Consider the following 24,720-nt stretch of genomic DNA (forward strand, 5'->3'; position numbering starts at 1 on the left):
CTGAAGCCGAGACGGTGAAAAGTTCAACATGACGGTAACAAGGTCGTGCAAGCGACCCATGATCTTACGGTAGGCCGTGCTGAGCATGGGTGAATTCGATGCGGGCAATCTTCGTTGCGGATGCGGGAGGACCCCCCTGTCAAGATGTGTTGACCAATGTTCCCAGTTCCTCCCTGACTGGGCCACCGCGTGAGCGGTGGCCCTTCTTTTTGTTGAGCTAGCAAATCTTAGCTTCGCCGTCGTCGCAAGGTGACGTCGCCGTTCGCTAATAAAGATGCATTCGACCCCAGTTTCGAAGCATGCGTGAGTTGGACATTATGGACTTGAATTTCTCGCATCCCTTGCGTGCGGAGCTTCACAATGAACTCCACGCACGACCATCCTTGTATTTCGAGGGTGATACAGACGTCTGGCATGTCGCCATAGTAGACGACAACCGTCAGCCCTGTGTACCGAGTTGCCTCTCATCCCTTGAGGGATTGTCGATCACGCAGCAAGGGAAGCACGGGATCGCACGCTATATGGACGGGCGCATTAAGTGGGAGTTGCACGCTGAGTTTCTTACGTTGACCTTTGTCACTGCCCCCTCGGAACAATCGGCGGTGCCACCGGAGTCATTTCTCAAGCTGTGCGCTCTTGTTGAAGGACAGACAATTGCGGCGATTCATGTGCGCGTTCGCGATGAAAAGTGCGGCAAGCGAACTGATGAGCCAAACGTCGATTGTGTGGCCTCCGAAGTCGGGGGTGGCGACGCGGAAGTGCACTCTAACTTCCGCCTCGACCAGAATGGCTTTGTTGAGATGATCCTCTTCAATAAGAGTCTGAATGCATATCGAACCGGTCGGATGGTTCGCCGCCTTCTCGAGATTGAAACGTATAGAATGATGGCGTTGTTGGCCATGCCAGTGGCGCGTCGGACTCTCCTAGAGCTTGCCGGATACGATCGTCGGTTGAGCCGTCTGATTGCACACATGCAGAGTGCTACAAAAGTCGACAAAGCGTTGCTGTCGGAAGTAACCAGCCTTTCATCCGACGTCCTCAACTTTTCTGCGACGGCGCGCAAACGATTCGGAGCGGCCAGAGCATATGCCGAAATTGTCGCAAGCAGGATCGAGGAGATTCGGGAGGGGCGCGTCGAACAGCGACAAAGAATTGGAACGTTCATAGGGAGGCGCTTCCAACCAGCGATTCGTACCTGCCATGCCGCCGAAAGGCGCTTGGACGAGTTGTCGGAGCGGGTCCGTTTGGCAGGAGATCTCTTGCGCACTACCGTCCAGGTGCAACTGGAGGACCAGAACGCGTCTCTTTTGGCTGCGATGGGGGAGCGCGCGAAAGCCGCGCTGCACATCCAGCAGGCGGTAGAAGGGTTTTCGGTGATAGCGATCACCTACTACGTTATCGGCCTTGTAAAGAACGTTCTAGAAAGTGTTTCTGAGCTGGGGGTTAATACGCATTTTGCGAAATCTCTATTGCTCTTGGCAATCCCGCTTGTTCTCTTTGCCGTCTGGCGGAGCATTCAGCACATCCGCGGATCCCATCCGTCGCTTAGTTGAATCCGTAACGTAACGCTGCGGCAATCGCCAGTGCACCAACTCGGGTGTTCGCGACCCGCCGGTGAGCCGACTCGCAAGTTATCTTGCGTCGCCGCAAGGGGCGGGTTTCCGTCGGTGAGAGATGAGAATCGTATGGTAAAGCCACCGAAATCTGACGGACCTCTCGACCGCGCATTCGCGATCGTTGGCCATGTCGCCAATCAGACGAAGGCCATTTCGGTTGCGGAGATTGCGAACGCGCTTTCGTTGCCTCTTCCGACCGCGCACCGGCTGGTCGGAAACTTGGAAGAACGCGGGCTACTTCAGAAGGCGCTTGGATCTAAGCGCTACGTGGTCGGCAATCAGTTGGTCACGCTGTCCGCCAAAGTGATCGGCGCAGCCTTTCGAACGGCGAGCCGCCACGCCGTGTTGCGCACCGTTGCGGGCGAAATCGGCGAGCAATGTGAAATCGGGGTCGTGCGCGACAACGTCGTCACCTATGTCGACAGCGTGCGCGTATCCCAGCCGCAAGGCCTTCAATTCAATCCGGGCGAAGCCGCTCCACTTCACTGCACGTCGACGGGAAAAATCTACATGAGCCGCTTACCCGCGAGAGCGCGTGAGAAATTGTGTCGTTCACTCGCTCTGACTAAGTACACGGAGAACACTATCGTTGATTGCGATACGTTTCTGACGGTTCTTGAGGAGACCCGCCGTCGCGGCTGGGCTAAGACGAATGAGGAGTACGTGAAGGGCGTTGTCGGTTGCGCCGTGCCCATCGTTTCGCCGGATCGCGAGCTGATCGCTTGCCTTGGTGTATCCGTCCCCGTGGCACGGGTCAGTTTCGCTGAATTAGACCGGTTCATTCCCCCGCTGCAAAAGGCCGCCGCCCTCCTATCGGAAACTATCCTTCAGACCGACAGCGAGGACGAAACGCTAAAGGACGCTTGAAAGCGAAATTCGCCCCATCGGCTTAGATCGTCATCATGGAGCAGAGGAGGGTATGATGAACGTTGCACGTCTATTGGGAGTTTGCCCGCCCTCATGATGGCGAGCACAATGGTCGAGCCGCCGGCTGCAGCCGACAGTCCGACGCTGAACAAGATCAAGTGCAGCGGCGCCATCACGATAGGCTACCGTGAGGCCTCCATTCCTATTTAATGGAGGTAGTTCGCGCTTGTGCGCTCATGTCAGCTTTGTTGCTTCCAATGATGCCAGCGCAACTTGATGTCAAACATTTCATTTCCGAGGGCAAGCAAGCGAAATTATCATTTTTCGGAATTGACGATCCGATGAGGTTAGCCAAGGCAATCTGATCTTAATTCTTGTCAAACAGGATATGTCGATTCCAACTTGGAGACGTCAGGTGAAGCAAACCAAGATTGCGTGGCGCCTTGCTATCATTACTCTCGTCATGTTCGTCGGCGTGATTGCCGTGGCGACAACGGCGTTGCTCGAGCTGCGGACTCAGATCGAATCTGAAAGAGCGCGGTCGCTGCGCAGCGTCGTGGATGTAGTTGCGTCGCAGATCGACGGCCTGGCGCCTGATTTGCGCTCGGGACGACTGACAAGGGATGGTCTCATAGAAAAGGTGAGATCGATCGTCTCCGCGGCTCGATACGATGGAAACAACTACTTTTTTGTTTGGGACTGGGATGGGACCATCCTGGCGGACCGTGGCACTCCTCAGAACATCGGGAAAAACCTGCTCGATAAGGGAGACGTGAAGGGGACCCTGTTCCGCAAGGAGATTGTAGACAAGGCGCAGCAGACGGGGTCCGGCGTCGTTACTTATTACTTTCCCCGAGCGGGGCAAACGGAGCCACTCCGAAAGAAGGCGTTCGTGATAGGTCTTCCGGAGTTGAAACTGATCGTTGCCTCCGGCATGTACGTAGACGATCTCGAAGGTGCTTTCGGTGCTGCTGCGTTTCGACTTGGTGGATTTATGTTGCTGATCGTCCTGGTCAGCGGAGCTTTCACGATGCTGGTTGCGAGGTCCATCTCGAGACCGCTTGTGGCGATGGATCGGCGTCTTCGGGAGATAGTTGCGGGCGACCTCGATGGGGAGATACCCGGACTGGATCGCCGTGATGAAATTGGTCGGATGGCGTCCTCGGTGGCGGTGCTGCGGGATCACTCGGTCGAGGTGGTGCGTCTGAGAAAGCTCCAGGAGGAGGCTGAGCGACAGGCTGCTGAAACCCGTCGCATCGATATGAACAGTCTGGCTGACCGGTTCGAGCAAGCTGTGGGCGAGGTCGTAGAAGCCGTATCATCTGCTTCGACCGAACTCGAAGCGTCGGCAAAAGCCCTGCGGAACACGGCGGACCATTCCGAGAACCTCACGGGCATCGTCGCGGATGCATCAGGGGTGGCTTCGACGAATGTTCAATCCGTAGCTGCCGCAACGGAACAACTGTCTTCTTCGATCAATGAGATCAGCCGTCAGGTTCTGGAATCTGCCCGAATTGCCTCTGAAGCCGTCGGCCAAGCGCGAGATACAAATAGACGTGTCAGCGAACTGACAGAGGCTGCAGGCCGCATCGGAGATGTAGTCGAGCTCATCAACGGCATTGCTGGACAAACCAATCTCCTGGCCCTTAACGCCACGATCGAGGCGGCGCGGGCTGGTGAGGCGGGGCGAGGCTTCGCGGTAGTGGCCTCTGAAGTCAAAGCCCTGGCGGAGCAGACGGCAAAAGCGACGGGTGAAATCGGTCAGCAAATATCGGGAATTCAGGTTGCGACGCAAGAGTCGGTTGTTGCGATCAAGGCGATCTCAAATACCATCGAGCGTCTCTCCGAATCCGCTTCGGCTATTTCGGCCGCAGTCGAAGAGCAGCACGCTGCCACCCAGGAGATTTCACGCAATGTGCAGCACGCGGCCGAAGGTACTCACCGTGTGTCGACCAACATCGCGGACGTAAAGCGCGGAGCAACCGACACGGGTTCAGCGTCCGCCCAAGTCTTGTCCGCTGCCCAAACTCTGTCGGTCGACAGCGAGAAACTTAGGTCGGAGATCGGCCACTTTCTCTCGTCGGTCCGGGCGGCGTGAGGGCCAATCTAGTAAGAACTCGATCGTCATCAGGTGAGAGTTCTTTCATGTGAATAGAACCAACTGGCGTTCCTTGGCACCGTCGATCCGAAACATGGTCGTATCGGAGACGGCTGATCTTGTCGCAACCGGAAAGGTAGCGATCTGGATCGACGGTGCACGGGTGCAACCGCGAATTAAGCGCAGTGCATGAATAGATGGGCTGGAGCGACACTTGTCGCTCCAGCCCTCTCGCTTATTCAGGCGCGACGAGCTGGCGTTCATCGTCTTCGGCAGAGTGCGCGAGCAGGCTCCTCTATGGTCGTTTCAGCTTTTGCGTGGGCCAGAACAGTTTGCAGAAAAATAGTCGATCAGCTCGGACGCCTGGGTGCCTTGCCTGAAACGGCGTTGCTCCTCGAAGTCGATGGATGGGATCAGATGGATATATTGATTGTCGGCGTAAAGTGACATCACCGCCTCGGGGTCTAGCCCGCCGGATCGCAACCCAGTCAGATTAGTTGCCGCCTCGATCGCGGCGCCGATCATGACGTCGGCCAGTTGCACCGCGGAACTCGTCTTGGAATCGACCTGGGTGACTTCTGCGAGCTTGAGCGGGAACTTCAGGGATGCAATTTCGGTTTGGTGAAACTCGATTTCCTGGTCGTGATCGATGAAGCGCTGGAGTAGGTTGTGATAGGTCAGCAGGTTCTTCGACTGGTCGTGCTCGACCCGATACGCGCTCTCGGCCATCACTTCCATTCGATTGATGAGCGACTGCAACACTACCAGAGCAGCGTCGGTGTTCACGTCGGGTGTCGCGATTGCCGACAGACATTCCGGCGCCGCGTACTGGGCAAGTGGTCCCAGGGCTTCTGGGAGCTCTCGCCAACGGGTCGCGCGCGCGGCGGCAACTAGCCCGTCCTATTCGTGAGAGTGCGGCTTTTGGGCCCGATTGATGCGGCCGCACATCTTGTCTGACGAGGCGCACAGGATTGCCTTCGGCTTTTCGCCGCCTGACGACCGGTACTTTGCAACGCGCTTGAGGGATGGGTTGGGCGAACGGGGGCGGACGCCCCGCCGGTCAAGGACCGAGCGGCAGCAGCGCGCCGGGCAAGCCGCAGATCAGGTCGGCTTCGGGACATGCCGCGTACGCCATTTGGGGTCGTGATCTGCTGAAGCAAATTCCGTGGTTCCAGCCGTTCTTCGACTGGATCGAGCCGTGGGAAGTCACGCTCTACAAGAAGTCTCAGACGATTCTGTTCGCGCGCTTGAAGATGATCTCGGGCGTCGTCCTGATGGTCCTCACTCAGGCCGGAACCATCGATCTGACCCCGATCATGCCGCTGGTCCCGGATGCTTACGAGCCGTATCTCAGGATCGCGTTCAACCTCCTTCCTCTGGTCCTCACCTTGATGGGCGCGGTCGACGAGAAACTCCGTAACGCAACGACGCTTCCCATCGAAGTCGTCGCTGTCACCGATAAGGATGTCGCTGAAAATCCCAAGGTGGCTGCGGCCGTACAGGCGGCGGTTGTGGCGAAGACTGAGGCTGTCGCCGTGGTGCAGGAAGCGAAGGCCGCCTGAGATGTTCTCCGCAATCATCTCGTCGCTGGGCGGCGTCTTCATCAACAAGTTCATTGATGGAGCGCTTGCTGCCTTCACTGCCTACCAGAACAAGCAGATCAGCGTAGAGCAGCTGAAGGACCAGCTTTACGGCCTCATGGTCAACGCTGCGCGAGATGTCGAAGTGTCACACGCCGATGCGCTCGCAAAGACCTACGCGAGCTTCATGGATGCCATGAAGACGAACAAGCTCCTTCAGATCATGTGGGCGTTTACCGTTGGAACGCAGTTGTTCGTTCTGGTTTGGTCGCAGTTCTTCGTTCCGCTGCTATTCGCCTACGCGATCCTGCCGAGCTGGAAGGCCGGCACCACAGGAGAGTGGGCATATCTGCTGCTTGGCGCTTGCCTTGGTCTTGGACCTTTGGTTTTGCGGAATGGTCCAGGCGCGATGTCAACGGACAAATTTAAGGCGCTGATCACGAAATGAAGCGGCCCGCACCTGCGCTGGAACGCCGGTGCGAGCCTGACCCGCAAAGAGAGGGTATCTCTTCACAGGCTGGGAATATCCTAGCGAGTACTTCTTAATGAAAGCTGGGAAAGCGTAATGTGGGAGCCTGGTGTTGTCATCTCTTTGGTGGTCGGAGTTGTTGCCATCGTAGGGCAAATTATCTCGATCACGGTTTTCGTCGTTAAGTTGGGCGGAAAAATAGACGTGAACAATTCGCGGCTAGTTGGGAAGATTGACGTCATTGACCACCGTGTCAAAAACGTTGAGGCGAGCATCATTGATCTAAAAAATACCGATCGGCGCCTCTCACTGGTCGAAGACAGGCAGGCCGCTCTCGCAACCCGGCAGGGAAATATGGAGCAGGACAATCTCCTGATCCGCGAGGATCTGGGCAAGCTTCACCAAGGGCTGGATCGTCACGGCTCTGTAATGCAGCGGTTCAACGAGACGCAGTTTTCAAAATAGAGCTGCTGCCCGAACTAAAGTTTCAATTAGAGAGCATCACATGATCCGCCTACTTCTGGCGGCGCCGCTTTTGTGCGCCGCAACGAACCTGCGTGCCGAAACCTGCATCGCCAGCCAGTATGGGGTGGGGGACGGTTACCACGGGCGCCGGACGGCCTCCGGGGAGCGCTTCAACACCTACGCACTCACGGCGGCGCACCGGACGAAGCCCTTCGGAACGATCCTCGCCGTGACCTCTCAGGCGACCGGCAGAACGGTCCTGGTGCGCGTCAACGATCGGGGACCGTTCGTGCGCGGGCGCTGCGTCGACCTTTCCAGGGCCGCCGCAAACGCCATCGGCATGGGCGGGACGGCGAGGGTGTCGGTCCGATGAACCGAGACGATCGGAAGGTCTTCCTTTGGGCCGGCCTGATTGCTGCTGCCATCGTGCTGACAGCGGCAGGCGTGGCCGGCGCGGCCGAGCTCCCGCCGGGCGTCGACTGCCAGACCGTCAGGCGCCTTGTAGCCGAGCACGGGAAGGCTAGGGCACTCGCTTGGGCTCTCAGGCAGGGTTACTCGTGGGACCAGATCCAGGAGGCGCGCAAATGCCTCCGGTGATCCGCGTGGCTCTCACGGTCCTCGTACTGGCGCTCCCGAACTGGGCCGTTGCTCGAGATGATGGGCGCTACGCCAATTCTCCGCTCAAACCATGGTTCGATAGCCTCAAGAGCAAGGGCGGCGGGCCGTGTTGCTCAGACGCCGACGGCTTGGCCCTGTCCGATGTCGACTGGGACACGAAGGATGGCCACTACCGCGTCCGCATAGAGGGGCAGTGGATCGACGTTCCCGACGACACCGTAATCACCGAGCCCAACCGCGCCGGCCGCACCATGGTTTGGCCAATCTACCTGAACGGCCGGCCGGTCGTTCGCTGTTTCATGCCCGGCAGCATGATCTAAAAAAACCGACAAGGAAGAGATAGAGATGACACGCAACCTCACGGTCCGCGAAAACGAAGAGTGGGCCGAGACCATCATCACCTATCACGAGTCGATTGGATATACCTTCGATCGCTCGTCACAGTCACTCGCGAGATACCTGGCCTACTTGCTGAGCTCGCTCACGGGATCGAGCTACACGATCTACAATCGGTCCGTGAAGGCCTTGGTTATCCATCTGGCCGATTACTATACCGGCTTCGGTCTTACCACAAAGAATATCGATTTCGATGATGCCTTGGCTCTGCTGAACAGCTCTCTCCTTACTGGTAGCGGTGCGTTGCAACCTCCATCCGGATTCAACTGGCCGTTTGCGACCTATCCACTGAAGGTCCGCCAGACAGGCGCTTACGCCTTCACGACCAACTTCGTCCCTGAGGCCTATGCTGCTCCGGCGCTCGCAGGGGTCGTCTATTGGGCAGACGTTGGCGCCGGCTCAAACACCAATCCTGGGTCTCAGGCTTCCCCCGTTAAATCGATCTGGAAAGCCACTCAGCTCGCGAACGCTGGAGGCGTGCCGGCGACCGTAATGGTGAAATACAACTCCGCCGGTTATGGCCGCGCCGATGGGTTTACCAATACGTCTACGCCCGTTCCGAACACTGTCCCCATCGCCTACATCGCTTACGGGGCCACCTTCCCGGCTCAAGGTGGGATCGTCGATTGCTGGGTGGGAGATGCATTGACATGGCCCGGCACGCCGGACGGCACGTTCACGAATTGCTATGTCGCCGCGCGCTCGAACGTCTCCCAGATCATCGACGTCAGCGCCACGGATGCGAACGGCGACTATCTGCGCATGGTCCAGGTGGCAGATGCGGCAACGTGCAACAGCACGCCTAATTCATGGGCTCAGGTCACGACCAACATCTACGTGCATCGCACCAACAACGACGCGGTGACGAACGCGAATACCCGCGCGATGCTGAAGGCGACCCCGAACTTCGTTCAGGATGGAACATCCAAAGATGTCTACCTCAAGGGCTTCAATTTCCAAGGCGGCGCTGCCGCCGCTGTAGCCTGCACCGCCGCGGCCACGATGAACTTCATGGCCGTAAATTGCAGCGCGAAATATGCCGGCGATTCCGCCACCAACGTCAACGGCTGGAAGCTCGACTACATGACCGGGCTGGCGGCGCTGGTCAACTGCATCGGCTCCCAGAACGAAGCGGACGGCATTAACACGCACTGGACGCCCGGCGGCACGCCTGCGTTGTTCACGCTCACGATCAACTGCAAGGGCTACAACAACGGCCGGGATGCCGTGCAGTCCTGCAATGGCCTGACCTCGCATGACAATGCGATCAACATTGAGGTAACCGGTGAGTATTATGGCAACTACGGCGCCAACGTGATCCCGATCAACGGCAACCAGATGTGGTGCCTTGGGACGTATGCCCATGACAGCGTCGGCGACGTCAGCCATGGTGGATCAACAACCCCGACCGACTTCCAGACGCAGGCGACCGCCGTCATGTGGCTTCAGAATTGCCGCTCGGCGGTCTCGGCAACGTCGCTGCTCGCCTCGAACACCTCGACGATCAAGACGAGGAACTTCCTGCCTGGCGGTGGTCAGACTCCGGGGGCAGGGGGCGGGACGATCACGACGTTCTAGCGGATCACCCGATAAGTCCGCGCCGTCTTCTCCCTGACCGGCTCTGGCTTGCCGTGGTTCAGCGCCCGCAGCATTCCGACGCGGGCATGGAGGGCCGGACCAGTCCCTTCCGCTGCCATCAGCAGGGCCTCTCTGCCGCGGCTTGCCAGTGGGGTTTGGCCTGCTCTACCTTGGGCAGGCGGGTGATGTATTCGGCCGCATCACGCAGCGTCCTCATGCCGGGAACTGGATCGTCGAACGCGCGGGACCAGGTCATTTGTGCCAAGGTCGGCTACGGTCGCTATCAATCGCGCGGGCTTCCTTGATCTGGTCGTAGCTGATCTGCGATTGCAGGTCCGTCCAGGCGGTCCGGAAGGCGCCCTTGGCTGCCTCGAGGCTATCGGCACGGCCGCGATGCGTGCTCCGCTGTGGCACGTTCGGCAGGGCGCATGACCACGACCATACGTCCTTGCCGCCGAGGCCGATCGAGCGGTGAATACGGCCGATCGCAAGCTCATCCCAGATCACAATGTAATCGTCGGGCGCTGTTTGGCCGCCGATCACGGTGCGGCGCAAGGAGAGGTCGTCGGGGCCAGGCATGCCGGGGATCTATGTGCGGGCGGGGGAAATGGGAGTCTGCAGCTTCGCCCGGAACGGGCTTGGGCCCCCCGCGTTGAAAACCATGCGACAATTTACTATGTGACGTTCGTCACAGTCACCCCTTTGTGCTGTTGCGAGAGCGGCACACCAGGGCCATAATTGTCTCACACATGCACTGAACCTTATTGGACCAACTGGAAACTACAGTTAGCGTAAGGCTTCCTTAACTCGAACGCGCAGAATCAAGAATCAGAATATGCGCTGGAAAGACGCGTCATGGCTGCTCTGATGAGATATTTTCAGGCTACCGTTGCCGACTTCTCCGAGTGGGTACATCCGTCCAAAAAAGCCGAGCCAACGGTCGACGTCGACTCGCCGATGGTTGGAAAGTATCGGGCGAACTACTCCAGGCTCACCCCTGAGGAGATCGCTCAGGAAGACCCCGAGCTGACCGACCTTTACGCTAACAGCCGCCCGGTTTCGCGTTAACCGCGAGTGTGATAGTTCCATCCCTATGGGATGGACGTTCTACGATTCTGCCTCCGCTCCAGCAGTGTTCGATATCGTTTGGTGCAAATGGCCCTATTCGAAGGCCAAGCTCCAGCCGAGCGATGAGGCGCGTCCTGTCCTGGTGATCGACGTCAGGGACCAAGTCTACGACCCGACGGGGGAGACTTTCAAGGACATCACCGTCGCCTACGGCACTGGCGCCGAAAACATCGAAAAGCCCAACTGGCGCAGCGATCTCGTGATAGGCCCCTCCGAATACCGCGCGGCCGGCTTACACAAGCCCACGATCTTTCGGCTCGACTTGATGAACAGAAAGCGGCTGCCTTGGTGCGAAAAATACTTCGTGCCAAACGACTATGTCCGTGGGCAGAACATCATCTGCGGTACGCTTTCAGATGCTCAGAGGTCCGCCGCGCTCTCGTGCTTCGTCGCGCAAAACCTCAAATTCCCGCTTCCGTAATTCGGTAGGTGCTCGTTCCTCAGCGAGAGTGAGATAGACAATAAAAACCCCGGAGCAATCCGGGGTTTTGCTTTTTGGAAGGTGACCTATGATCAACTCGCCCGGCTCAGCCCTCCCGATCATCTGCGCAGCGCAATTCTCATTCGCGCCGCTGCCGACCGTCACGCAAATCATGGCGATGCTCGCCAACACAGGAGCGACCGGCCTCCGGATTGATGTCCCATGGGCCGACACCGAGCTTGCGGTCGGGGTCTATGCGGTCTCGCCATATCTCGATGGGCTCATTGCGGCAGTGCGCGCGTCGGGCCGCTCGGCTGTGCTTGTGCTCGACTATGGCAATCGGCTTTACCCGGGGTCTGGCGACTGGAACCTGCCACCGCGCGATGCGGCTTCATGCGCGGGCTTCGCCAATTACGCAGCTTGGCTGGTCGGGCAGTACGCCGCGCCCGATGTCTGGTTCGAGATTTACAACGAGCCGAACAATCCGGCCTTCTGGGCGAACGCGGTCAACCCGACGCAATACGCGGCGCTGCTCTCGGCGTGCATCTTGAAAATGCGGGCTGCGCCGAAGGGCGCGAGTGCGCAGATCATCAGCGCGGGGGTCGGCTCCGCGATGGCGCAGGACGATCAGAACCCCTTCATGAACACGGTGGCGGCGACGGTGGGCGCGACGACCATGGCGAAGCTGACCGCACAGGCTATCCATCCTTACGACGCCAACAACCCGCCCGAAGCGCTCCTGTCGTTCATCGACCGCTATCGCGCGGCGGTGCCGTACAGCGGGCCGCTTGCGGTGACTGAGTGGGGTTACTGCAATCAATGGCTCGGCGCCGACGAGACGAAACGCGCGCTGTACGTGGCCCGCATGATCGGCTCTGCGGTCCTCGCGGGTGTGCCGCTGGTCACGATCTTTTCCCTGCACGATACCGGGACGGACGCGGCCAATCCGGACATGAGCTTTGGTCTTCATCGCTTTGACAATACGCCGAAGACGGCAGCGAAGGCGGTCAAGGCAATGGCGGATGCTCTGTCGGGCACAATCACCTATGACGCGGAGAAGGTTGGCACGATCTATCGGATCACGCTGCGCAAGGCGAACGGCGTGGTGACGAAGATCATCTGGAGCGACGCTCCGATCACGAGCATCGTAGAGCCGATGGGGTCACTGACTTTTGTCGATGACAGCAACGGGTATCATCCATGGTTTCGGACTGTAGCCGGCGGGGTCATGATCACGGTCGGTCCGGCGATCGCGCCGCAGATCATCACTGGCACATAGGGGCTCACTCAGGGAGAGCGCGGATGTGCCCGGGCGAATTCGCGGTCATAGGCCTCTGAGCACCGCTTCTGATCGGCGTCCAGACTTGCTTCCAGTTCGCGCAACGGTGCGGTGATTGCATCCCGTTCGGCAATCTTTCGCACGTGGCGAGGGTGGAAATTGCCCGTGTACTGGCTATGGAAGCGCTGGCGCATTGATCGAACTGCCAACAGCGCGTGAATGTATCCATCACGTGCGCCGAGGAGTCGGCTTAGAGCCTCATCCGTCCAGATTGGCAGATCCTCAGCTTTCTTTACCGCCATCCTCGTCTCCGCTTCGTGCTGCGCTCAGTATCGATCAGGACGCCTTGAGGCTTCGGCCCAAGGCCGTCTTGCCACAGCGCCACTTCCGTCTCCAGTGCGGCCATGCGCTCGAACAAGGCCCGTTTCTCCGGTGAGAGCCCCTTGACGAACCCCGCGCGGTCCTCTTCCTCTGGACTCAAGCCCAAGAACGCCGCCATCTCCTCGTCGGTCACTTCAGCGCTCCTTGCCCAGGATCGTAAGGGCAGCCAGGGAGCGGTCCGCCCGGAAGACCGGAGCAGTCCCATCCGCCGCACGGGCAATTGTAAGCGCGGTCGCGAAGCTCCTTGTCTCTCGCCTCTTCAATTTCGCGTTCCTGCTCCGGCGTGATGTCGTGATAGCCGGAATCAATTAGGTGGTCGCCATAGGTTATGCCCATGCTATTTCTCGCTCCCGTTAAAGCCAGTCTCCTGCTCCAGAACGGAAAGGAGAATTTCTCCAATCCAAAACCCGTCGCCCTTCGTGTTTTCTACAATCGAATCCCATAACTTTTGGAGTTGGTTGGTCGGATTAACGGGAGGTGCCGGGTGGTCGGTCGGAAGCGGCTCAATGTGCGGTCTTGCTCTCATGGGTTCCTCGGTGTTCGGTCACAAATGTGGATGAGGCCAGCCGGCCGCCATACGGCGACCTTTCGCGGCGCGTCCGCGTTCCTCATATCCCCGGCCGTTGACGCGCGTTACCTTTACGCAGGGGCGCTCCGGGTGCTGGTAATTGGTCAAAGATTCCGTTCCTTGTTGACCTGATCTAGTACCTGATCGATATGGCCCGCCAATAGCTTCGTAAGAGGGCGACCGCGGAAGACTTGGTGGGGCGCGTGCATCCAGTTACGTTCGGCCTCAGCGTCTTCGTTGAAAAGGGCACCAAGCCCAATGCTTATGGCAAGTAGCTTCCCGACCTGGTCACGATCCATGGCGGGGTAGGCGCTCGCACCCCAGCGCTGGAAAAGCTTTCTCGCTATCTCGTTCCAGAGGGTCATCTGTTCAGCACTCATCGGTCAGGACAGGTGGACAGTCGGGGCGCGGGTCACCAAAGGGTCTCGGTTGCGCCGCCACTCGACTGTCGTAATTTCGTCTATGCAGCCCAGCGGCGGTATCCGCACGACTGGAAACCAACGGCAAAGCCCGTACCGCTTCGCCATTTCGATGGCTTCTTGATCGCTCATCCGCGCGTTCCATTCGAGACCGTTGGGACGTCGCGCCAATCCTGGCGGCACTCGACGATCTTCCCATCCTCGTACTCGACCACTTCAAACCGTTGCTGAAGGATCTGGAGCGGGCCTACCTCGTCGGGCTTAGCCTGCCTGAACCGCACCTCGCCGGCACAGGTGACGAGTTCATATTTCTGGGCGACGTTCGCAAAAGTTAGCTCGCCCATGGTCGTTCCCTACTGAAGAGTTCTGTTGGACACTTCCAGCTTCCACTTCAGGTACAGCCACCAAACGGCCATTCCATTGTCGAGCCGATAGAGTTGCCGCGCTATTTTCTGCTTCATGCTCATTTGCCTTGCCTCTGCGCTAGCGTGTGCTGGCGACGATCTCGCCAGTCACTTTGTCGATCAGAACGAGTTGAACCAAGGACTGCGGCTTCGGACCATTGCGCCGCGCCTGACAGACGCCGCGGACGGGGTCCTTACCTTCCTTCGTTGCGCCGCAGACGCAGGGCGTGTCCTCGTCAACGGCTTCGCAATATTCCGGTCTCATGTTTGTTGGCCCCTGCTGAGCGGTTATGCGGGTACGCGTTCTGGTGTGCATCGGACCCACTTCCTCGGGTCGGCGTCTTTGGTCAGCTGCTTCGCGCAATGACCGCACAGCTCATACTGGCCGCCTGACCCCGGACTAGTCCCGGTGAATTCCACGCGAACCGTGACCTTCTTGATTAGGTCGTTAGCCACCTGCTCATCGCAGCCATCGCAGTAATACTTGATTGCCATCGGCATCTCCATGCAGCTACACGCTGCTGTTTGCGGTGGAGATGACTGACCCTGATCAATGATTTCAACGACTTAATTCTGTATCCGCAAAACCGCCAGCTCGCGCTCCGCCTGCGCGTCTTCCTCGACTGGATATCAGGCATCTTTGCCGAGGCGAAGCTGTAGCGCTTCGCAGCCCGACAGGCAAAATGCCCGAACAGTCGGTCAATCCGCTCTACCGGAATTCGGAAACGGCGTCGTTGCGAGCGCGGCGGAGCAATCCAAAAATATCCGCGGAAAGATTCTGGATTGCTTCGCCGCGATCGTATTGACGATGTTGGAACAATCGCCCGCCTCTTTGTGAGTTGTGCCTGCGCCACGAGCCGCTACCATGTGACCGCTCCCGACCACGGGACGCACAGCGAGCGGAGGCGACATGAGCGGGCAGGAACGCAAGGCAAAAGGATCGGACCTGTTTGTGGCGGCGCTGGAGAACGAGGGCGTCGATCGCATCTTCGGTATCCCCGGAGAGGAAAATCTCGACCTTGTCGAATCGCTGCGCACCTCCAAAATCGAGCTGGTCCTGACCCGTCACGAGCAGGCCGCGGCCTTCATGGCCGCCACGCACGGTCGGCTGACCGGCAAGCCGGGAGTGTGTCTCTCGACGCTCGGCCCGGGCGCGCTCAACCTGTCCACGGGCGCCGCCTATGCCCATCTCGGCGCGATGCCGATGATCTTGATCACCGGCCAGAAGCCGATCATGAGCAGCCGGCAGGCGCGCTTCCAGATCGTGGACGTGGTTGCGACCATGAAGCCGCTGACCAAGCTCTCTCGGCAGATCATCAGCGCCTCCAGCATTCCGACCGTGGTGCGCGATGCCTTTCGCGTGGCGATGGAGGAACGGCCGGGGCCGGTGCATCTCGAGCTGCCCGAGGACATCGCGGGCGACGAAGTGCCGGCCGTCCCCGTGATCCCGGTCCATCCGATCGAAATTCCGGTCGCCCATCGCGCCGCCCTCGACCGCGCCGCCGAGATGATCCTGGCCGCAAGACGTCCATTGGTGATGATGGGAGCTGCGACCAGCCGGCCGCGCTCGACCCACGGCATCGCCAGCTTCGTGCGGCGAACCGGCATTCCGTTTTTCACGACACAGATGGGGAAGGGCACGGTGCCCGGCGGCACCAATCTCTACATGGGCACGGCAGCGCTATCCGAGCGCGACTATGTCCATGACGCGATCGACGCAGCCGATCTGATCGTGGCGATCGGCCATGACCCGATCGAGAAGCCGCCCTTCATCATGGGGCCGTCGGGACCGAAGGTCATTCACGTCAGCTACACGCCGGCGAGCGTCGAGCTGGTCTATTTCCCCGATGCCGAGGTCGTCGGCGACGTCGGTCCGAGCCTGGAGCTGCTCGCCGACCGGCTCGAAGGCAAGCTGCCGCAGGCGGCGGCGCTGTTGCCGTTGCGCGAGGAGATCCTCACGCACATCGCAGACCGCGCCACCGAGGCGCGCTGGCCGCCGACACCGCAGCGCATCGTGCACGACATTCGCCAGATGATCCCGGAGAATGGCATCGTCGCGCTCGACAACGGCATGTACAAGATCTGGTTCGCGCGCAACTACCGAACCCGCGTCGCCAACACGCTGCTGCTCGACAATGCGCTGGCGACGATGGGCGCCGGCCTGCCGTCGGCCATGATGGCCGCGATGCTTTATCCCGATCGCCGCGTGCTCGCGGTGGCCGGCGACGGCGGTTTCATGATGAACAGCCAGGAGATGGAGACCGCCGTCCGCCTCAAGCTCAATTTGGTCGTGCTGGTGCTCGAGGACAACGCCTACGGCATGATCCGCTGGAAGCAGGCCGTCGATCACTTCGCCGATTACGGCATGACCTTTGGCAATCCCGATTTTGTCCTTTACGCGAAGGCCTACGGCGCCAAGGGACATCGCATCGAGAGCATCGACAGCTTCGGCCCGACGCTCGATGCGGCCTTCAAGGAGGGCGGCGTGCATCTGGTTGTAATCCCGATCGACTATTCGGAGAACGTGCGCGTGCTGGTCGACGAGCTGCGGGCGCACGAGAAGTCGAAGGCGTGATGTGGTCGATGCTCTCGCCACATCGTCATTGCGAGCGCAGCGAAGCAATCCAGAATCTTTCCGCGGAGGCAGTCTGGATTGCTTCGTCGCTTTGCTCCTCGCAATGACGGAGTATGCTGATCAGCCAAAATCCGATAACAACCTGCATCAACGTAGCTCAACCAACCACAGGAATAAGACATGACTCGCGTTCGCTGTATCACCGAGATGGGCATGGGCGTTGACGTCCACGGCAGGGACGCCACCAAGGCGGCGAAGCGTGCGGTGTCGGATGCCATCAGGCATTCGAGCCTTGGTTTCTTCCGGATGATCGGGAAGACCGCGAACGATATGTTCGTCGATGTCACGATTGCGGTGCCCAATCCTGAAGCGGTGGACAAGGACGCCGTTGCGAAAGAGCTGCCTTACGGCACGGTGACCGTAACTGCGGTCAAGGGCGGGCTAGAGATTCCCTCGGCCACGGAAGTGGCCAACGATCCCATCCTGATCGCCAATGCGGCGGTGATCGTCAGCTTCGACAAGGACTAGGCCGGTGTCCGACAGCGATGAGCGGCTACTGGATCGTCCGATCTGGAGCGCGCTGACGACGAGCCAGAAGCATCTGGCGGAGGGCGGCCCGCGCGCGCGGCGCTATCCCGTGGACATGACACCGTTTGCCGACATGGTCGACATGTCCGAGGCAAGCTTCGCCGCGCTCGGTGATCTCCTGGCGGGCTCGCAGGTCGCCGCGCTGTTCACGCCGGAGCCGGTCGACGTTCCCGCCAATTTCAAGGTCGTTCTGGCCGAGACCGGCGAGCAGATGATCGGCTCGCCGGCCGACAGTCCGCTTCGCGATGCCGAGATCGTCAAATTGGGCGCGGCCGACGTCGCCGCCATGATGGCGCTGACGGAGCTGACCAAGCCTGGTCCGTTCGCGTTGCGCACGCATGAGCTCGGCACCTTCCTTGGCATCCGCGTTGGTGGAGAATTGGTCGCGATGACGGGCGAGCGGATGAAGCCGGGCAAGTTCGTCGAGATGACGGCCGTCTGCGTGCATCCGGACTATCGTGGGCGCGGCTACGCGCAGGCGCTGCTCGCGGCGGTCGCGCGCCGGATCGAGGCGCGCGGCGAAATTCCGTTCCTGCACGTCTTTTCGAACAACGCGTCGGCGATCGCACTGTATCAGCGGCAGGGCATGCGCATCCGCCGCCGCCTGTATGTGACGGTGCTGGCGAAGCAGGGATGAGCTGCGCGGTCCGGACGGGCTTTATATCCCACGAATTCGCGCTATATCCGTCCCAACCATAATTTGGGGAAACACATGGACGCCAGAACACCTGATTTTTCCGCCGCGCGGACGGCAATGCAGCGCTACGTCGATCAGGAGATCGTTCCAGGCGTGTCCTGGGCGGTGCTGCGGGGGCGCGATGTCGTTGATCAGCAATGCGTCGGCTTCGCCGATCGCGAGGCAAAAGCCGCGCTCCGGCCCGACCACATTTTTCGCGCGTTCTCCAACACCAAGATATTCGTGACTTGCTCGATCATGCTGCTGGTCGAGGAGGGCCGCATCGGGCTTGATGACCCCGTCGAGAAATTCCTGCCGCAGCTCGGCAATCGCAAGGTGCTGAAGCAGGGTGCCTCGAGCCTTGCCGATGTCGAGCTGGCGAAGGGCCTGATCACGATCCGCCAGCTTCTGACCCACACCTCGGGTCTCAGCTACGGCATCTTCGATCCCGGCACGGTGCTGTTCAAAGGCTATAACGAGGCGCGCGTGCTCAACCCGCTGACGCCGCTCTCCGACATGATCGACAAGCTCGCCGATCTGCCGCTGTCCTATCATCCCGGCACGGGTTGGGAATATTCGGTGGCGACCGACGTGCTCGGCCGCGTGGTCGAGGTCGTCTCCGGCCATGCGCTCGACACCTTCCTCAAGGCGCGCATCTTCGATCGCCTCGGGATGGTCGATACCGGCTTCTCAGTGCCCGAGACGCAGCAGGGCAGGCTGGTTGCGCTCTACACCGGCGCCGACGTGCTCGATCCGATGAAGCCGGGCCTGACGCGGGCCGACAATCTGCCCTATCCGGGGGCCTATCGGCAGCCGTTTCCGCGGCTCTCGGGCGGCGGCGGTCTGGTCTCGACCTTGCCCGACATGCTGGCGCTGGTACGCGCGCTGCTACCCGGTCCGGATGCACTGCTGAAGCCCGACACGCTGCGGCAGATGATGACGAACCAGTTGCCCGCGGGCCAGACCATCCGATTTGCCAATCTCGGCCCGATCCCCGGCAAGGGCTTTGGTCTCGGCGGCGCCGTCACCTTTGCGCCGACGCCGTTCGATCCCCCGAATTCGACCGGCGAATTTCAGTGGGGTGGGCTTGCCGGCACCCATTGGTGGATTTGTCCGCAGGCCAACACCGCCGGCGTGCTGATGGCCCAGCGCCATATGGGCTTTTGGAACCCCTTCTTCTTCGAGTTCAAGCGCCTGGCCTACCAGGCGGTCGGGGGCTGATCGCGAAAAAATTGCCGGCGTCCGCGAATCCTTTCCGGCCTTCGCGTCCTCTTGATGGTCGAGGCATTTTGCTTCGGCTCATTTCGGAGGATGTGATGGCATTCAACAGGAAGAATATCGGCGGTCTGCATCAGGCGGTACGGGTTGCGCTCGGAATTGCGGTTGCGATTGCCGCATTCGTTTTTCTCACCGGCGTCGCAGCGTGGCTGGTGGCGCTCGGTGGCGCAGGCTTCGCATTGACGGGGCTCGTCGGCTATTGCCCGATGTGCGCGATGGCCGGGATCGGACGAGGAGGCGTGTCGTGAGTGCGGCGGCGATCTCGTCAAGCCTGTTCGAGGCGGCCCGGCTCGGCGATCCCCAGGCGATCGCGTCTCTGCTCGAGACGGCGCAGCCGGATATCCGCCGCTACGCACGCGCCACCTGCCGCAGCTCGGCGGATGCCGAGGATGCAACCCAGGAGGCGATGTGGATCCTGTTCCGCCATGTCGGTACGATCCGCTCGCTCGTCGCCTTTTCCGCGTGGCTGTTCAGCGTGGTCCGCCGCGAATGTCTGCGGCTCGCGCGCAAGGCGGGGCTTGCGCCATCGATCGACGACGGCGAGGCGGAGGCTCTGCTGCTGTCGCGCTCCGAAGCGGATTTGCGTCTTGACGTGGCGGCTGCGTTTGAAGCGTTGCCAGCGCACTATCGCGATGTCGCGCTGATGCGGGACGTCAAGGAAATGACCATCGACGAAATCGCCGCCGCGCTTGGTGCGTCCAGGCAGACCGTGAAGGCGCGCCTGCATCGCGCCCGCGCCCTGATGCGCGAATATCTGACGAGGTGAGACATGACCGATTATCAAACGCCTGACGATCTGAAGTCTGTCCCGGCTTTCGTGGCGCTGGCGCCGGTCGAGGCCAACGCGTTTCTGGCGTTCAACCACGCGGTCGAGCGCAAGGACGGATTGATCCCGCCGAAATATCGCGAGCTGATCTCGCTCGCGGTCGCGCTCACCACGCAATGCGCCTATTGCCTCGACGTGCATACGGCGCAGGCAGCGAAGGCCGGCGCGACGCGTGAGGAAGTCGCGGAAGCGGCATTGATTGCCGCGGCCGTGCGCGCCGGCGGCACGCTCGGCCATGCGCTGCTGGCGCAGCGCTTGTTCGATCGCAGTGAAACGAAAGCATAGATGATGCAGGCGGGAGGTGATGCCTCCCGCCTGCGGTTCGCGTCAGTCCTTCCAGGGGTCGAACTCGCCTTCACCGGCCATGGCGACGGCGAACGGCCGCAGCGTGTGCAGCACCCGCACGGTGCCGGCATGCTGCGCGAGCACGTCGGGCAGGCGGCGATAGGCCATCGGGCTCTCGTCGAGGTCGGCACCGATCAAGGTGACGCCACGCTCGTTCAGCCAGTGGTCCATCTCCGCACGCGAGAAGCGCCGCTTCGCCTCCTTTCGTCCGAACATGCGGCCGGCGCCGTGTACGGTCGAGTAAAGCGAAGCCCTGGCTTCCGGACTGTCGACGCCTTCGAGAATGACGGCGTCGTCCCCCATCGAGCCGCCGACGAATCCCTTCTGGCCGGGAAACGCCGGCGTCGCGCCCTTGCGCACCACCCACAGATCACGCCCGTCGTGGGTCTCACGCCAGGCGTAGTTGTGGTGGTTGTGCACGCTCTCGGTCGCGCGGCCGCCGATGATCTGACGGACGCGTTCGACGACCCACTCGCGGCCCGCATAGGCATAACGCCCGGCGAGCTGCATCGCCGCGATGTAGCGGCGGCCGAGCTCGGACTCCTCGTCGACGACGGCGGGCGGGACGTTCATGCCGTCCTTGCCGCCGGCGGCCTTGAGGTAGCGCGTCGCGGAAGTATGCCCGAGACCACGGCTTCCGAAGTGGACGCCGATCCAGACAAAACCTTCCTCGTCGCGCATGAGGTCGACATAGTGGTTGCCCGACCCGACCGTGCCGAGCTGCGCCACCGCCTTCTGACGGTAGGCTTCCATGTCGCTCTCGCGCCAGGCGTCACCGTCGTCGAACAGCTCGTGCTCGGCCCGTTCGGCGTTGGCGCGACCAACACCAAACGAGATGACCTTGGCGACGTCGCGGATGATCGTGGGCACGATCGCCGCAATGTCGTCGAAGCGCGTGTCGAGCCGTGCGGCCATGTTGCCGCAGCCGATGTCGAAGCCGACGCCGGAGATGCTGATCTGCTTCTCGTAGGCGATGACCCCGCCGACCGGCTGGGCGTAGCCGAGATGGCCGTCGGCGCAGATCACGCCGGACACGACATTGCCGACCGCCATGCAGTTGCGCATCTGCGCGATGGTCGCTTCCTCATGCGGGCCAAAAATCTTCAGCGGCGCATTCTGAAAGCGGGCCTCCTGCGGATGGAGCTGCGCGATCGCGTCGGCCGTCGCATTGGCCTCGCGTGCCAGATGCTCCTTGCGCGCGGCGTCCTTGTACAGGCACCAGGCCGGCTGGCCGCGTCCTTCACCGACGCGCGAGTCCGGATCGACGCCGACGGCGAGGCAGAGCTCTGGGGCGCGTTCCATGTAGGGATCAGATCGTCGCATGGTCATGTGTCCTGCTTAACATATTGCTTTGAATAACAAAAAACCCTCCGGAGCGTTGGCTCGGGAGGGCCCGTGATACCTGGACTTTTGATCTCGCTATCAGGCAAGACCTCTCCCATGAGCCAAGCGTGCGCAATCGATTGACCGTAGGTCATTCGACGGGCCGACCAGGATTGCGTAGCGGTGCGGCATTGCTCGGTTCATGATGTGTGTCACGAACGGAAGTGCTCGTGAGGGCGCGGGAAATACTCTCGCAACTTACGGATGTCAAGCGACGCGTGTGTGAAGATTGAAAACGATGGACGCATGATTTGCCAAACTATCTCGGTCTCGATGGATTTCGCTTCGGCTGGGTCGCAGCCTGGATCGACGGGCGCGGCGATCACGGCTTCGATTATTCGCCTGGCCTGACGCGCTTGCTTGCGTTGCCGCATGCGCGTGCGATGATCGACATGCCGATCGGATTGAATCCGAGCGGCTATCGAGCCTGCGACTTGCGTGCACGCGAGCTGGTCGGCCCCGCCGTGTTTCTTGGCGCGCGCCGCGATCTCTGGACATTTCCCGACATGGCGGCAGCCAATCGCCACTATTGGGAGCGGGAAGGCAAGGGCAGGGGCGTGTCGGCGCAGCTCTGGAACATCAGGGACAAGATCAGGGATGTCGACGAGATCATGACGCCGGTGCGGCAGGCGACAATTGGCGAAGCGCATCCGGAATTGATTTTCTGGAATCTGGCAGGGCGCGTCCTTCTTCCGAAGAAGACGTCGGCGCAAGGTCGTGAGCAGCGCATCTCGCTGCTGGCGCAACGCGGCTTCACGCGCCTGGAGACATGGCTGACGCAGCGTCATGGCACCGGCATCGGCCGCGACGATCTCATCGATGCCTGTGCCTGCGCGGTCGCGGCCCGCGACAGCACACAGCGTGTCGGCGGCGAGGAGGTCGATCCGCGCGGACTGCGGATGGAGATCAATTATTGAGGTCGCGGCCTCGTGCGTCTCGAGTCGGGATAAAGTGGCAATTTATTTGAAGCGTGCAGGAACTGTCGATGGTCAGCCCGCGTTCCCCGTGCGAACCGATGACGGAGAAGCTCGTGCGATGAAGGATGCCAGTCAGTTCGCGACCGCGATGCTCGCGCTCGTTTTCACCGGAGCGCTGCTCGTCACCGGGCAGCTCTTCATCGAGCAGCGCGCGCAGCGCGATATCGCGTACGCCGCCAGGAATTTGCTGCGGCCCTTGTAGTCCGGCTTCGATGCATGATCACTGCTCGGCCTTGCGTCGTTCGACGGCTCGCCTAGATTAGGCGGCATCTCACGAACGAAGCCGGGGTTCCGATGCCTGATCTGTCCGCCTTTCCCATCACCAAGCGCTGGCCTGCCAGGCATCCGGAGTTGCTTCAGCTTTATTCGCTGCCGACGCCGAACGGCGTCAAGGTTTCGATCATGCTGGAGGAGATCGGTCTGCCTTACGAGGTCCACCTCGTCGACTTCGGCAAGGACGACCAGAAGACGGCGGAATTCCTCTCGCTCAATCCGAACGGCAAGATCCCGGCGATCCTCGATCCCAACGGTCCCGGCGGCCGGCCGCTGCCGCTGTTCGAGTCCGGGGCGATCCTGCAATACCTCGCCGAGAAGACCGGCAAGCTTCTGCCGGAGGACGCCGCGCGCCGCTACCAGGCCATCCAGTGGGTGCATTTCCAGATGGGCGGCATCGGGCCGATGTTCGGCCAGGTCGGCTTCTTCCACAAATTCGCCGGCAAGGATTTCGAGGACAAGCGGCCGCTCGACCGCTATGTCAGCGAGGCCAAGCGTCTGCTCGGCGTGATGGAGACGCATCTTTCCGGCCGGCAGTGGTTCATGGATGACGACTACACCATCGCCGACATCTCCATGCTCGGCTGGGTGCGCAATCTCATCGGCTTCTACGGCGCCGGCGATCTCGTCGAGTTCAGCCAGTTCAAGTCGGTCGGTGCCTGGCTCGAACGGGGGCTGGCGCGTCCTGCCGTGCAGCGCGGGCTGAACATTCCGGAGCGGCCGTAGAATCAGGTCAGCGCCTTATGCGTCATGTAGAGCGCCATCACCGAGATGAGGGCGATCATGACCCTGTGCAGCACCGCTTTGCCGACGCCGTTGGCCGCGCGTGCGCCGAGATCGGTGCCGATCCAGAGGCCGGCGAGAATCCCGATGATGGCCGGCCAGCCGACCATGAGCCCCTTGCTCCAGTAGATCCAGGCCGCCGGAATGTTGGTCGGGATGACCGAGAAGATGAGGCTGACGAGTTGCGCCTGGTGCTGCGGGACGCGTAGGCCCGCGGCGAGGCCGACGGTGATCGCGAGCCCGCCGCCGATGCCCATGAAGCCGGAGGAAAATCCGGCAAGCGCGCCGATGAGGAGCAGGGGGAGCCAAGGCAGTTCGTCTCGGTCGGCGGCCGCGTGGCTCCCGTCCTTGCGGTCGCGGCGCAGGATCAGAAGGGCGATCAGCGCGACGAGATAGACGACGTAGGTCCATTGCAGCACCGAGTCGGAGACCGCCGCCGCGGCGTAACCGCCGCCGGCGCCGCCGATGAGAAATCCGAGGCCGATCCAGGCGATCCATTGCAGCGGGCTGCGATTGCCGCTCTGCCAGTAGCGGCGTACGCCGGCGAGGCCAGTGGGCGGGACCTGCGTGATCAGCGACGTCCCCTGGGCGACATGCTGCACCGCGCCGAGCAGCAGCACGGTGAAGACGACAAGCCCGCCGCCCGGGCTCGTTCCCATGAAGCCCGATGTCAGCCCGCCGACGAGACCGACGCCAATGCCTGCGAGGAGATGGTGAATCCAGGACATC

General features: G+C 61.0%; 31 protein-coding genes. 22 read left to right on the plus strand and 9 right to left on the minus strand.

Going from position 1 to position 24,720, the window contains the following annotated elements:
* Nucleotides 1-317: 317 nt before the first annotated feature.
* The 3 genes from J4G43_RS22585 (at nucleotide 318) to J4G43_RS22600 (ending at nucleotide 4,581) form a co-directional block, all read left to right on the plus strand.
* Nucleotides 318-1,553 carry a DUF3422 domain-containing protein gene (locus J4G43_RS22585; RefSeq protein ID WP_208089389.1) on the plus strand — a complete coding sequence of 412 codons (1,236 nt, stop codon included), beginning with the start codon at nucleotides 318-320 and terminating at the stop codon, nucleotides 1,551-1,553.
* 132 nt (nucleotides 1,554-1,685) lie between these two features.
* Nucleotides 1,686-2,483 carry an IclR family transcriptional regulator gene (locus J4G43_RS22590; RefSeq protein WP_208086355.1) on the plus strand — a complete coding sequence of 266 codons (798 nt, stop codon included), beginning with the start codon at nucleotides 1,686-1,688 and terminating at the stop codon, nucleotides 2,481-2,483.
* 415 nt (nucleotides 2,484-2,898) lie between these two features.
* A complete protein-coding gene (locus tag J4G43_RS22600) occupies nucleotides 2,899-4,581 on the plus strand; it encodes a methyl-accepting chemotaxis protein (protein ID WP_208086356.1) in 1,683 nt (560 codons plus the stop codon).
* Between the two features lie 306 nt (nucleotides 4,582-4,887).
* Here the strand turns inward: J4G43_RS22600 and J4G43_RS22605 are convergent, their stop codons facing one another.
* A complete protein-coding gene (locus J4G43_RS22605; protein ID WP_225005045.1) occupies nucleotides 4,888-5,367 on the minus strand; it encodes a hypothetical protein in 480 nt (159 codons plus the stop codon).
* A 239-nt stretch (nucleotides 5,368-5,606) separates the two neighbouring features.
* Between J4G43_RS22605 and J4G43_RS22610 the strand changes: the two genes are divergently transcribed.
* The 6 genes from J4G43_RS22610 to J4G43_RS22635 all read left to right on the plus strand — a co-directional run bounded on the left by J4G43_RS22610 (nucleotide 5,607) and on the right by J4G43_RS22635 (nucleotide 9,687).
* Complete coding sequence (locus J4G43_RS22610; protein ID WP_208086357.1) at nucleotides 5,607-6,143, plus strand: hypothetical protein; 537 nt, start codon at nucleotides 5,607-5,609, stop codon at nucleotides 6,141-6,143.
* A gap of 1 nt (nucleotide 6,144) precedes the next feature.
* Nucleotides 6,145-6,609 carry a hypothetical protein gene (locus tag J4G43_RS22615; RefSeq protein ID WP_208086358.1) on the plus strand — a complete coding sequence of 155 codons (465 nt, stop codon included), beginning with the start codon at nucleotides 6,145-6,147 and terminating at the stop codon, nucleotides 6,607-6,609.
* A 117-nt stretch (nucleotides 6,610-6,726) separates the two neighbouring features.
* A complete protein-coding gene (locus J4G43_RS22620; protein ID WP_208086359.1) occupies nucleotides 6,727-7,095 on the plus strand; it encodes a hypothetical protein in 369 nt (122 codons plus the stop codon).
* Between the two features lie 40 nt (nucleotides 7,096-7,135).
* The gene (locus tag J4G43_RS22625) at nucleotides 7,136-7,468 is read left to right on the plus strand and encodes a septal ring lytic transglycosylase RlpA family protein (RefSeq protein WP_208086360.1); all 333 of its coding nucleotides are present in this window, start codon (nucleotides 7,136-7,138) and stop codon (nucleotides 7,466-7,468) included.
* Between the two features lie 211 nt (nucleotides 7,469-7,679).
* Nucleotides 7,680-8,033, plus strand: coding sequence for a hypothetical protein (locus tag J4G43_RS22630; protein WP_208086361.1), 354 nt, complete (start codon nucleotides 7,680-7,682; stop codon nucleotides 8,031-8,033).
* A gap of 25 nt (nucleotides 8,034-8,058) precedes the next feature.
* Nucleotides 8,059-9,687: a hypothetical protein gene (locus tag J4G43_RS22635; RefSeq protein WP_208086362.1), complete on the plus strand. Its 1,629-nt coding sequence runs from the start codon at nucleotides 8,059-8,061 to the stop codon at nucleotides 9,685-9,687.
* 252 nt (nucleotides 9,688-9,939) lie between these two features.
* Here the strand turns inward: J4G43_RS22635 and J4G43_RS22640 are convergent, their stop codons facing one another.
* On the minus strand, nucleotides 9,940-10,266 hold the full coding sequence (locus J4G43_RS22640) for a hypothetical protein (RefSeq protein ID WP_208086363.1): 327 nt from the start codon (nucleotides 10,264-10,266) through the stop codon (nucleotides 9,940-9,942).
* Nucleotides 10,267-10,542: 276 nt separating this feature from the next.
* Here J4G43_RS22640 and J4G43_RS22645 point away from each other — a divergent pair, with 276 nt between their 5' ends.
* The 3 genes from J4G43_RS22645 to J4G43_RS22655 all read left to right on the plus strand — a co-directional run bounded on the left by J4G43_RS22645 (nucleotide 10,543) and on the right by J4G43_RS22655 (nucleotide 12,515).
* On the plus strand, nucleotides 10,543-10,755 hold the full coding sequence (locus J4G43_RS22645) for a hypothetical protein (protein ID WP_208086364.1): 213 nt from the start codon (nucleotides 10,543-10,545) through the stop codon (nucleotides 10,753-10,755).
* A 142-nt stretch (nucleotides 10,756-10,897) separates the two neighbouring features.
* Nucleotides 10,898-11,236: a hypothetical protein gene (locus tag J4G43_RS22650; RefSeq protein ID WP_208086365.1), complete on the plus strand. Its 339-nt coding sequence runs from the start codon at nucleotides 10,898-10,900 to the stop codon at nucleotides 11,234-11,236.
* Nucleotides 11,237-11,558: 322 nt separating this feature from the next.
* Nucleotides 11,559-12,515 carry a hypothetical protein gene (locus tag J4G43_RS22655; RefSeq protein ID WP_208086366.1) on the plus strand — a complete coding sequence of 319 codons (957 nt, stop codon included), beginning with the start codon at nucleotides 11,559-11,561 and terminating at the stop codon, nucleotides 12,513-12,515.
* An 8-nt stretch (nucleotides 12,516-12,523) separates the two neighbouring features.
* Here the strand turns inward: J4G43_RS22655 and J4G43_RS22660 are convergent, their stop codons facing one another.
* From J4G43_RS22660 to J4G43_RS22680, 5 genes are all read right to left on the minus strand, one after another.
* On the minus strand, nucleotides 12,524-12,817 hold the full coding sequence (locus J4G43_RS22660) for a hypothetical protein (protein ID WP_208086367.1): 294 nt from the start codon (nucleotides 12,815-12,817) through the stop codon (nucleotides 12,524-12,526).
* Nucleotides 12,808-13,029 (minus strand): hypothetical protein, encoded by a 222-nt coding sequence (locus J4G43_RS22665; RefSeq protein WP_208086368.1) that lies wholly within the window; start codon nucleotides 13,027-13,029, stop codon nucleotides 12,808-12,810. Before J4G43_RS22665 ends, J4G43_RS22660 begins: the two co-directional genes overlap by 10 nt.
* A gap of 539 nt (nucleotides 13,030-13,568) precedes the next feature.
* Nucleotides 13,569-13,829 (minus strand): antitoxin Xre/MbcA/ParS toxin-binding domain-containing protein, encoded by a 261-nt coding sequence (locus J4G43_RS22670; protein ID WP_208086369.1) that lies wholly within the window; start codon nucleotides 13,827-13,829, stop codon nucleotides 13,569-13,571.
* Between the two features lie 182 nt (nucleotides 13,830-14,011).
* The gene (locus tag J4G43_RS22675; protein WP_208086370.1) at nucleotides 14,012-14,227 is read right to left on the minus strand and encodes a hypothetical protein; all 216 of its coding nucleotides are present in this window, start codon (nucleotides 14,225-14,227) and stop codon (nucleotides 14,012-14,014) included.
* A gap of 139 nt (nucleotides 14,228-14,366) precedes the next feature.
* A complete protein-coding gene (locus J4G43_RS22680; RefSeq protein ID WP_208086371.1) occupies nucleotides 14,367-14,552 on the minus strand; it encodes a hypothetical protein in 186 nt (61 codons plus the stop codon).
* A gap of 645 nt (nucleotides 14,553-15,197) precedes the next feature.
* Between J4G43_RS22680 and J4G43_RS22685 the strand changes: the two genes are divergently transcribed.
* The 7 genes from J4G43_RS22685 to J4G43_RS22715 all read left to right on the plus strand — a co-directional run bounded on the left by J4G43_RS22685 (nucleotide 15,198) and on the right by J4G43_RS22715 (nucleotide 20,515).
* The gene (locus J4G43_RS22685) at nucleotides 15,198-16,862 is read left to right on the plus strand and encodes an acetolactate synthase large subunit (protein WP_208086372.1); all 1,665 of its coding nucleotides are present in this window, start codon (nucleotides 15,198-15,200) and stop codon (nucleotides 16,860-16,862) included.
* 180 nt (nucleotides 16,863-17,042) lie between these two features.
* Nucleotides 17,043-17,390 (plus strand): Lin0512 family protein, encoded by a 348-nt coding sequence (locus J4G43_RS22690; protein ID WP_063983745.1) that lies wholly within the window; start codon nucleotides 17,043-17,045, stop codon nucleotides 17,388-17,390.
* Between the two features lie 4 nt (nucleotides 17,391-17,394).
* Nucleotides 17,395-18,087, plus strand: coding sequence for a GNAT family N-acetyltransferase (locus J4G43_RS22695; RefSeq protein ID WP_208086373.1), 693 nt, complete (start codon nucleotides 17,395-17,397; stop codon nucleotides 18,085-18,087).
* Nucleotides 18,088-18,162: 75 nt separating this feature from the next.
* Entirely contained in the window at nucleotides 18,163-19,347 is a 1,185-nt protein-coding gene (locus J4G43_RS22700; RefSeq protein ID WP_208086374.1) for a serine hydrolase domain-containing protein, read from the plus strand.
* A 95-nt stretch (nucleotides 19,348-19,442) separates the two neighbouring features.
* Nucleotides 19,443-19,652: a YgaP family membrane protein gene (locus J4G43_RS22705; protein WP_208086375.1), complete on the plus strand. Its 210-nt coding sequence runs from the start codon at nucleotides 19,443-19,445 to the stop codon at nucleotides 19,650-19,652.
* Nucleotides 19,649-20,170 carry an RNA polymerase sigma factor gene (locus tag J4G43_RS22710; RefSeq protein ID WP_063983741.1) on the plus strand — a complete coding sequence of 174 codons (522 nt, stop codon included), beginning with the start codon at nucleotides 19,649-19,651 and terminating at the stop codon, nucleotides 20,168-20,170. Before J4G43_RS22705 ends, J4G43_RS22710 begins: the two co-directional genes overlap by 4 nt.
* A 3-nt stretch (nucleotides 20,171-20,173) precedes the next feature.
* Nucleotides 20,174-20,515, plus strand: coding sequence for a carboxymuconolactone decarboxylase family protein (locus tag J4G43_RS22715; protein WP_208086376.1), 342 nt, complete (start codon nucleotides 20,174-20,176; stop codon nucleotides 20,513-20,515).
* A 42-nt stretch (nucleotides 20,516-20,557) separates the two neighbouring features.
* Here J4G43_RS22715 and J4G43_RS22720 read toward each other — a convergent pair whose 3' ends face one another.
* Nucleotides 20,558-21,898: an RtcB family protein gene (locus tag J4G43_RS22720; protein ID WP_208086377.1), complete on the minus strand. Its 1,341-nt coding sequence runs from the start codon at nucleotides 21,896-21,898 to the stop codon at nucleotides 20,558-20,560.
* A 311-nt stretch (nucleotides 21,899-22,209) separates the two neighbouring features.
* Here J4G43_RS22720 and J4G43_RS22725 point away from each other — a divergent pair, with 311 nt between their 5' ends.
* The 3 genes from J4G43_RS22725 (at nucleotide 22,210) to J4G43_RS22735 (ending at nucleotide 23,934) form a co-directional block, all read left to right on the plus strand.
* The gene (locus J4G43_RS22725; protein WP_208086378.1) at nucleotides 22,210-22,875 is read left to right on the plus strand and encodes a DUF429 domain-containing protein; all 666 of its coding nucleotides are present in this window, start codon (nucleotides 22,210-22,212) and stop codon (nucleotides 22,873-22,875) included.
* A 118-nt stretch (nucleotides 22,876-22,993) separates the two neighbouring features.
* Complete coding sequence (locus J4G43_RS22730; protein ID WP_208086379.1) at nucleotides 22,994-23,137, plus strand: hypothetical protein; 144 nt, start codon at nucleotides 22,994-22,996, stop codon at nucleotides 23,135-23,137.
* A gap of 92 nt (nucleotides 23,138-23,229) precedes the next feature.
* On the plus strand, nucleotides 23,230-23,934 hold the full coding sequence (locus J4G43_RS22735) for a glutathione S-transferase family protein (protein ID WP_208086380.1): 705 nt from the start codon (nucleotides 23,230-23,232) through the stop codon (nucleotides 23,932-23,934).
* A gap of 2 nt (nucleotides 23,935-23,936) precedes the next feature.
* On the opposite strand, the gene J4G43_RS22740 is transcribed toward J4G43_RS22735, so the two are convergent.
* On the minus strand, nucleotides 23,937-24,719 hold the full coding sequence (locus J4G43_RS22740) for a sulfite exporter TauE/SafE family protein (protein ID WP_208086381.1): 783 nt from the start codon (nucleotides 24,717-24,719) through the stop codon (nucleotides 23,937-23,939).
* Nucleotide 24,720 lies beyond the last annotated feature (1 nt).

This window comes from Bradyrhizobium barranii subsp. barranii, assembly GCF_017565645.3.
GTDB lineage: Bacteria > Pseudomonadota > Alphaproteobacteria > Rhizobiales > Xanthobacteraceae > Bradyrhizobium > Bradyrhizobium barranii.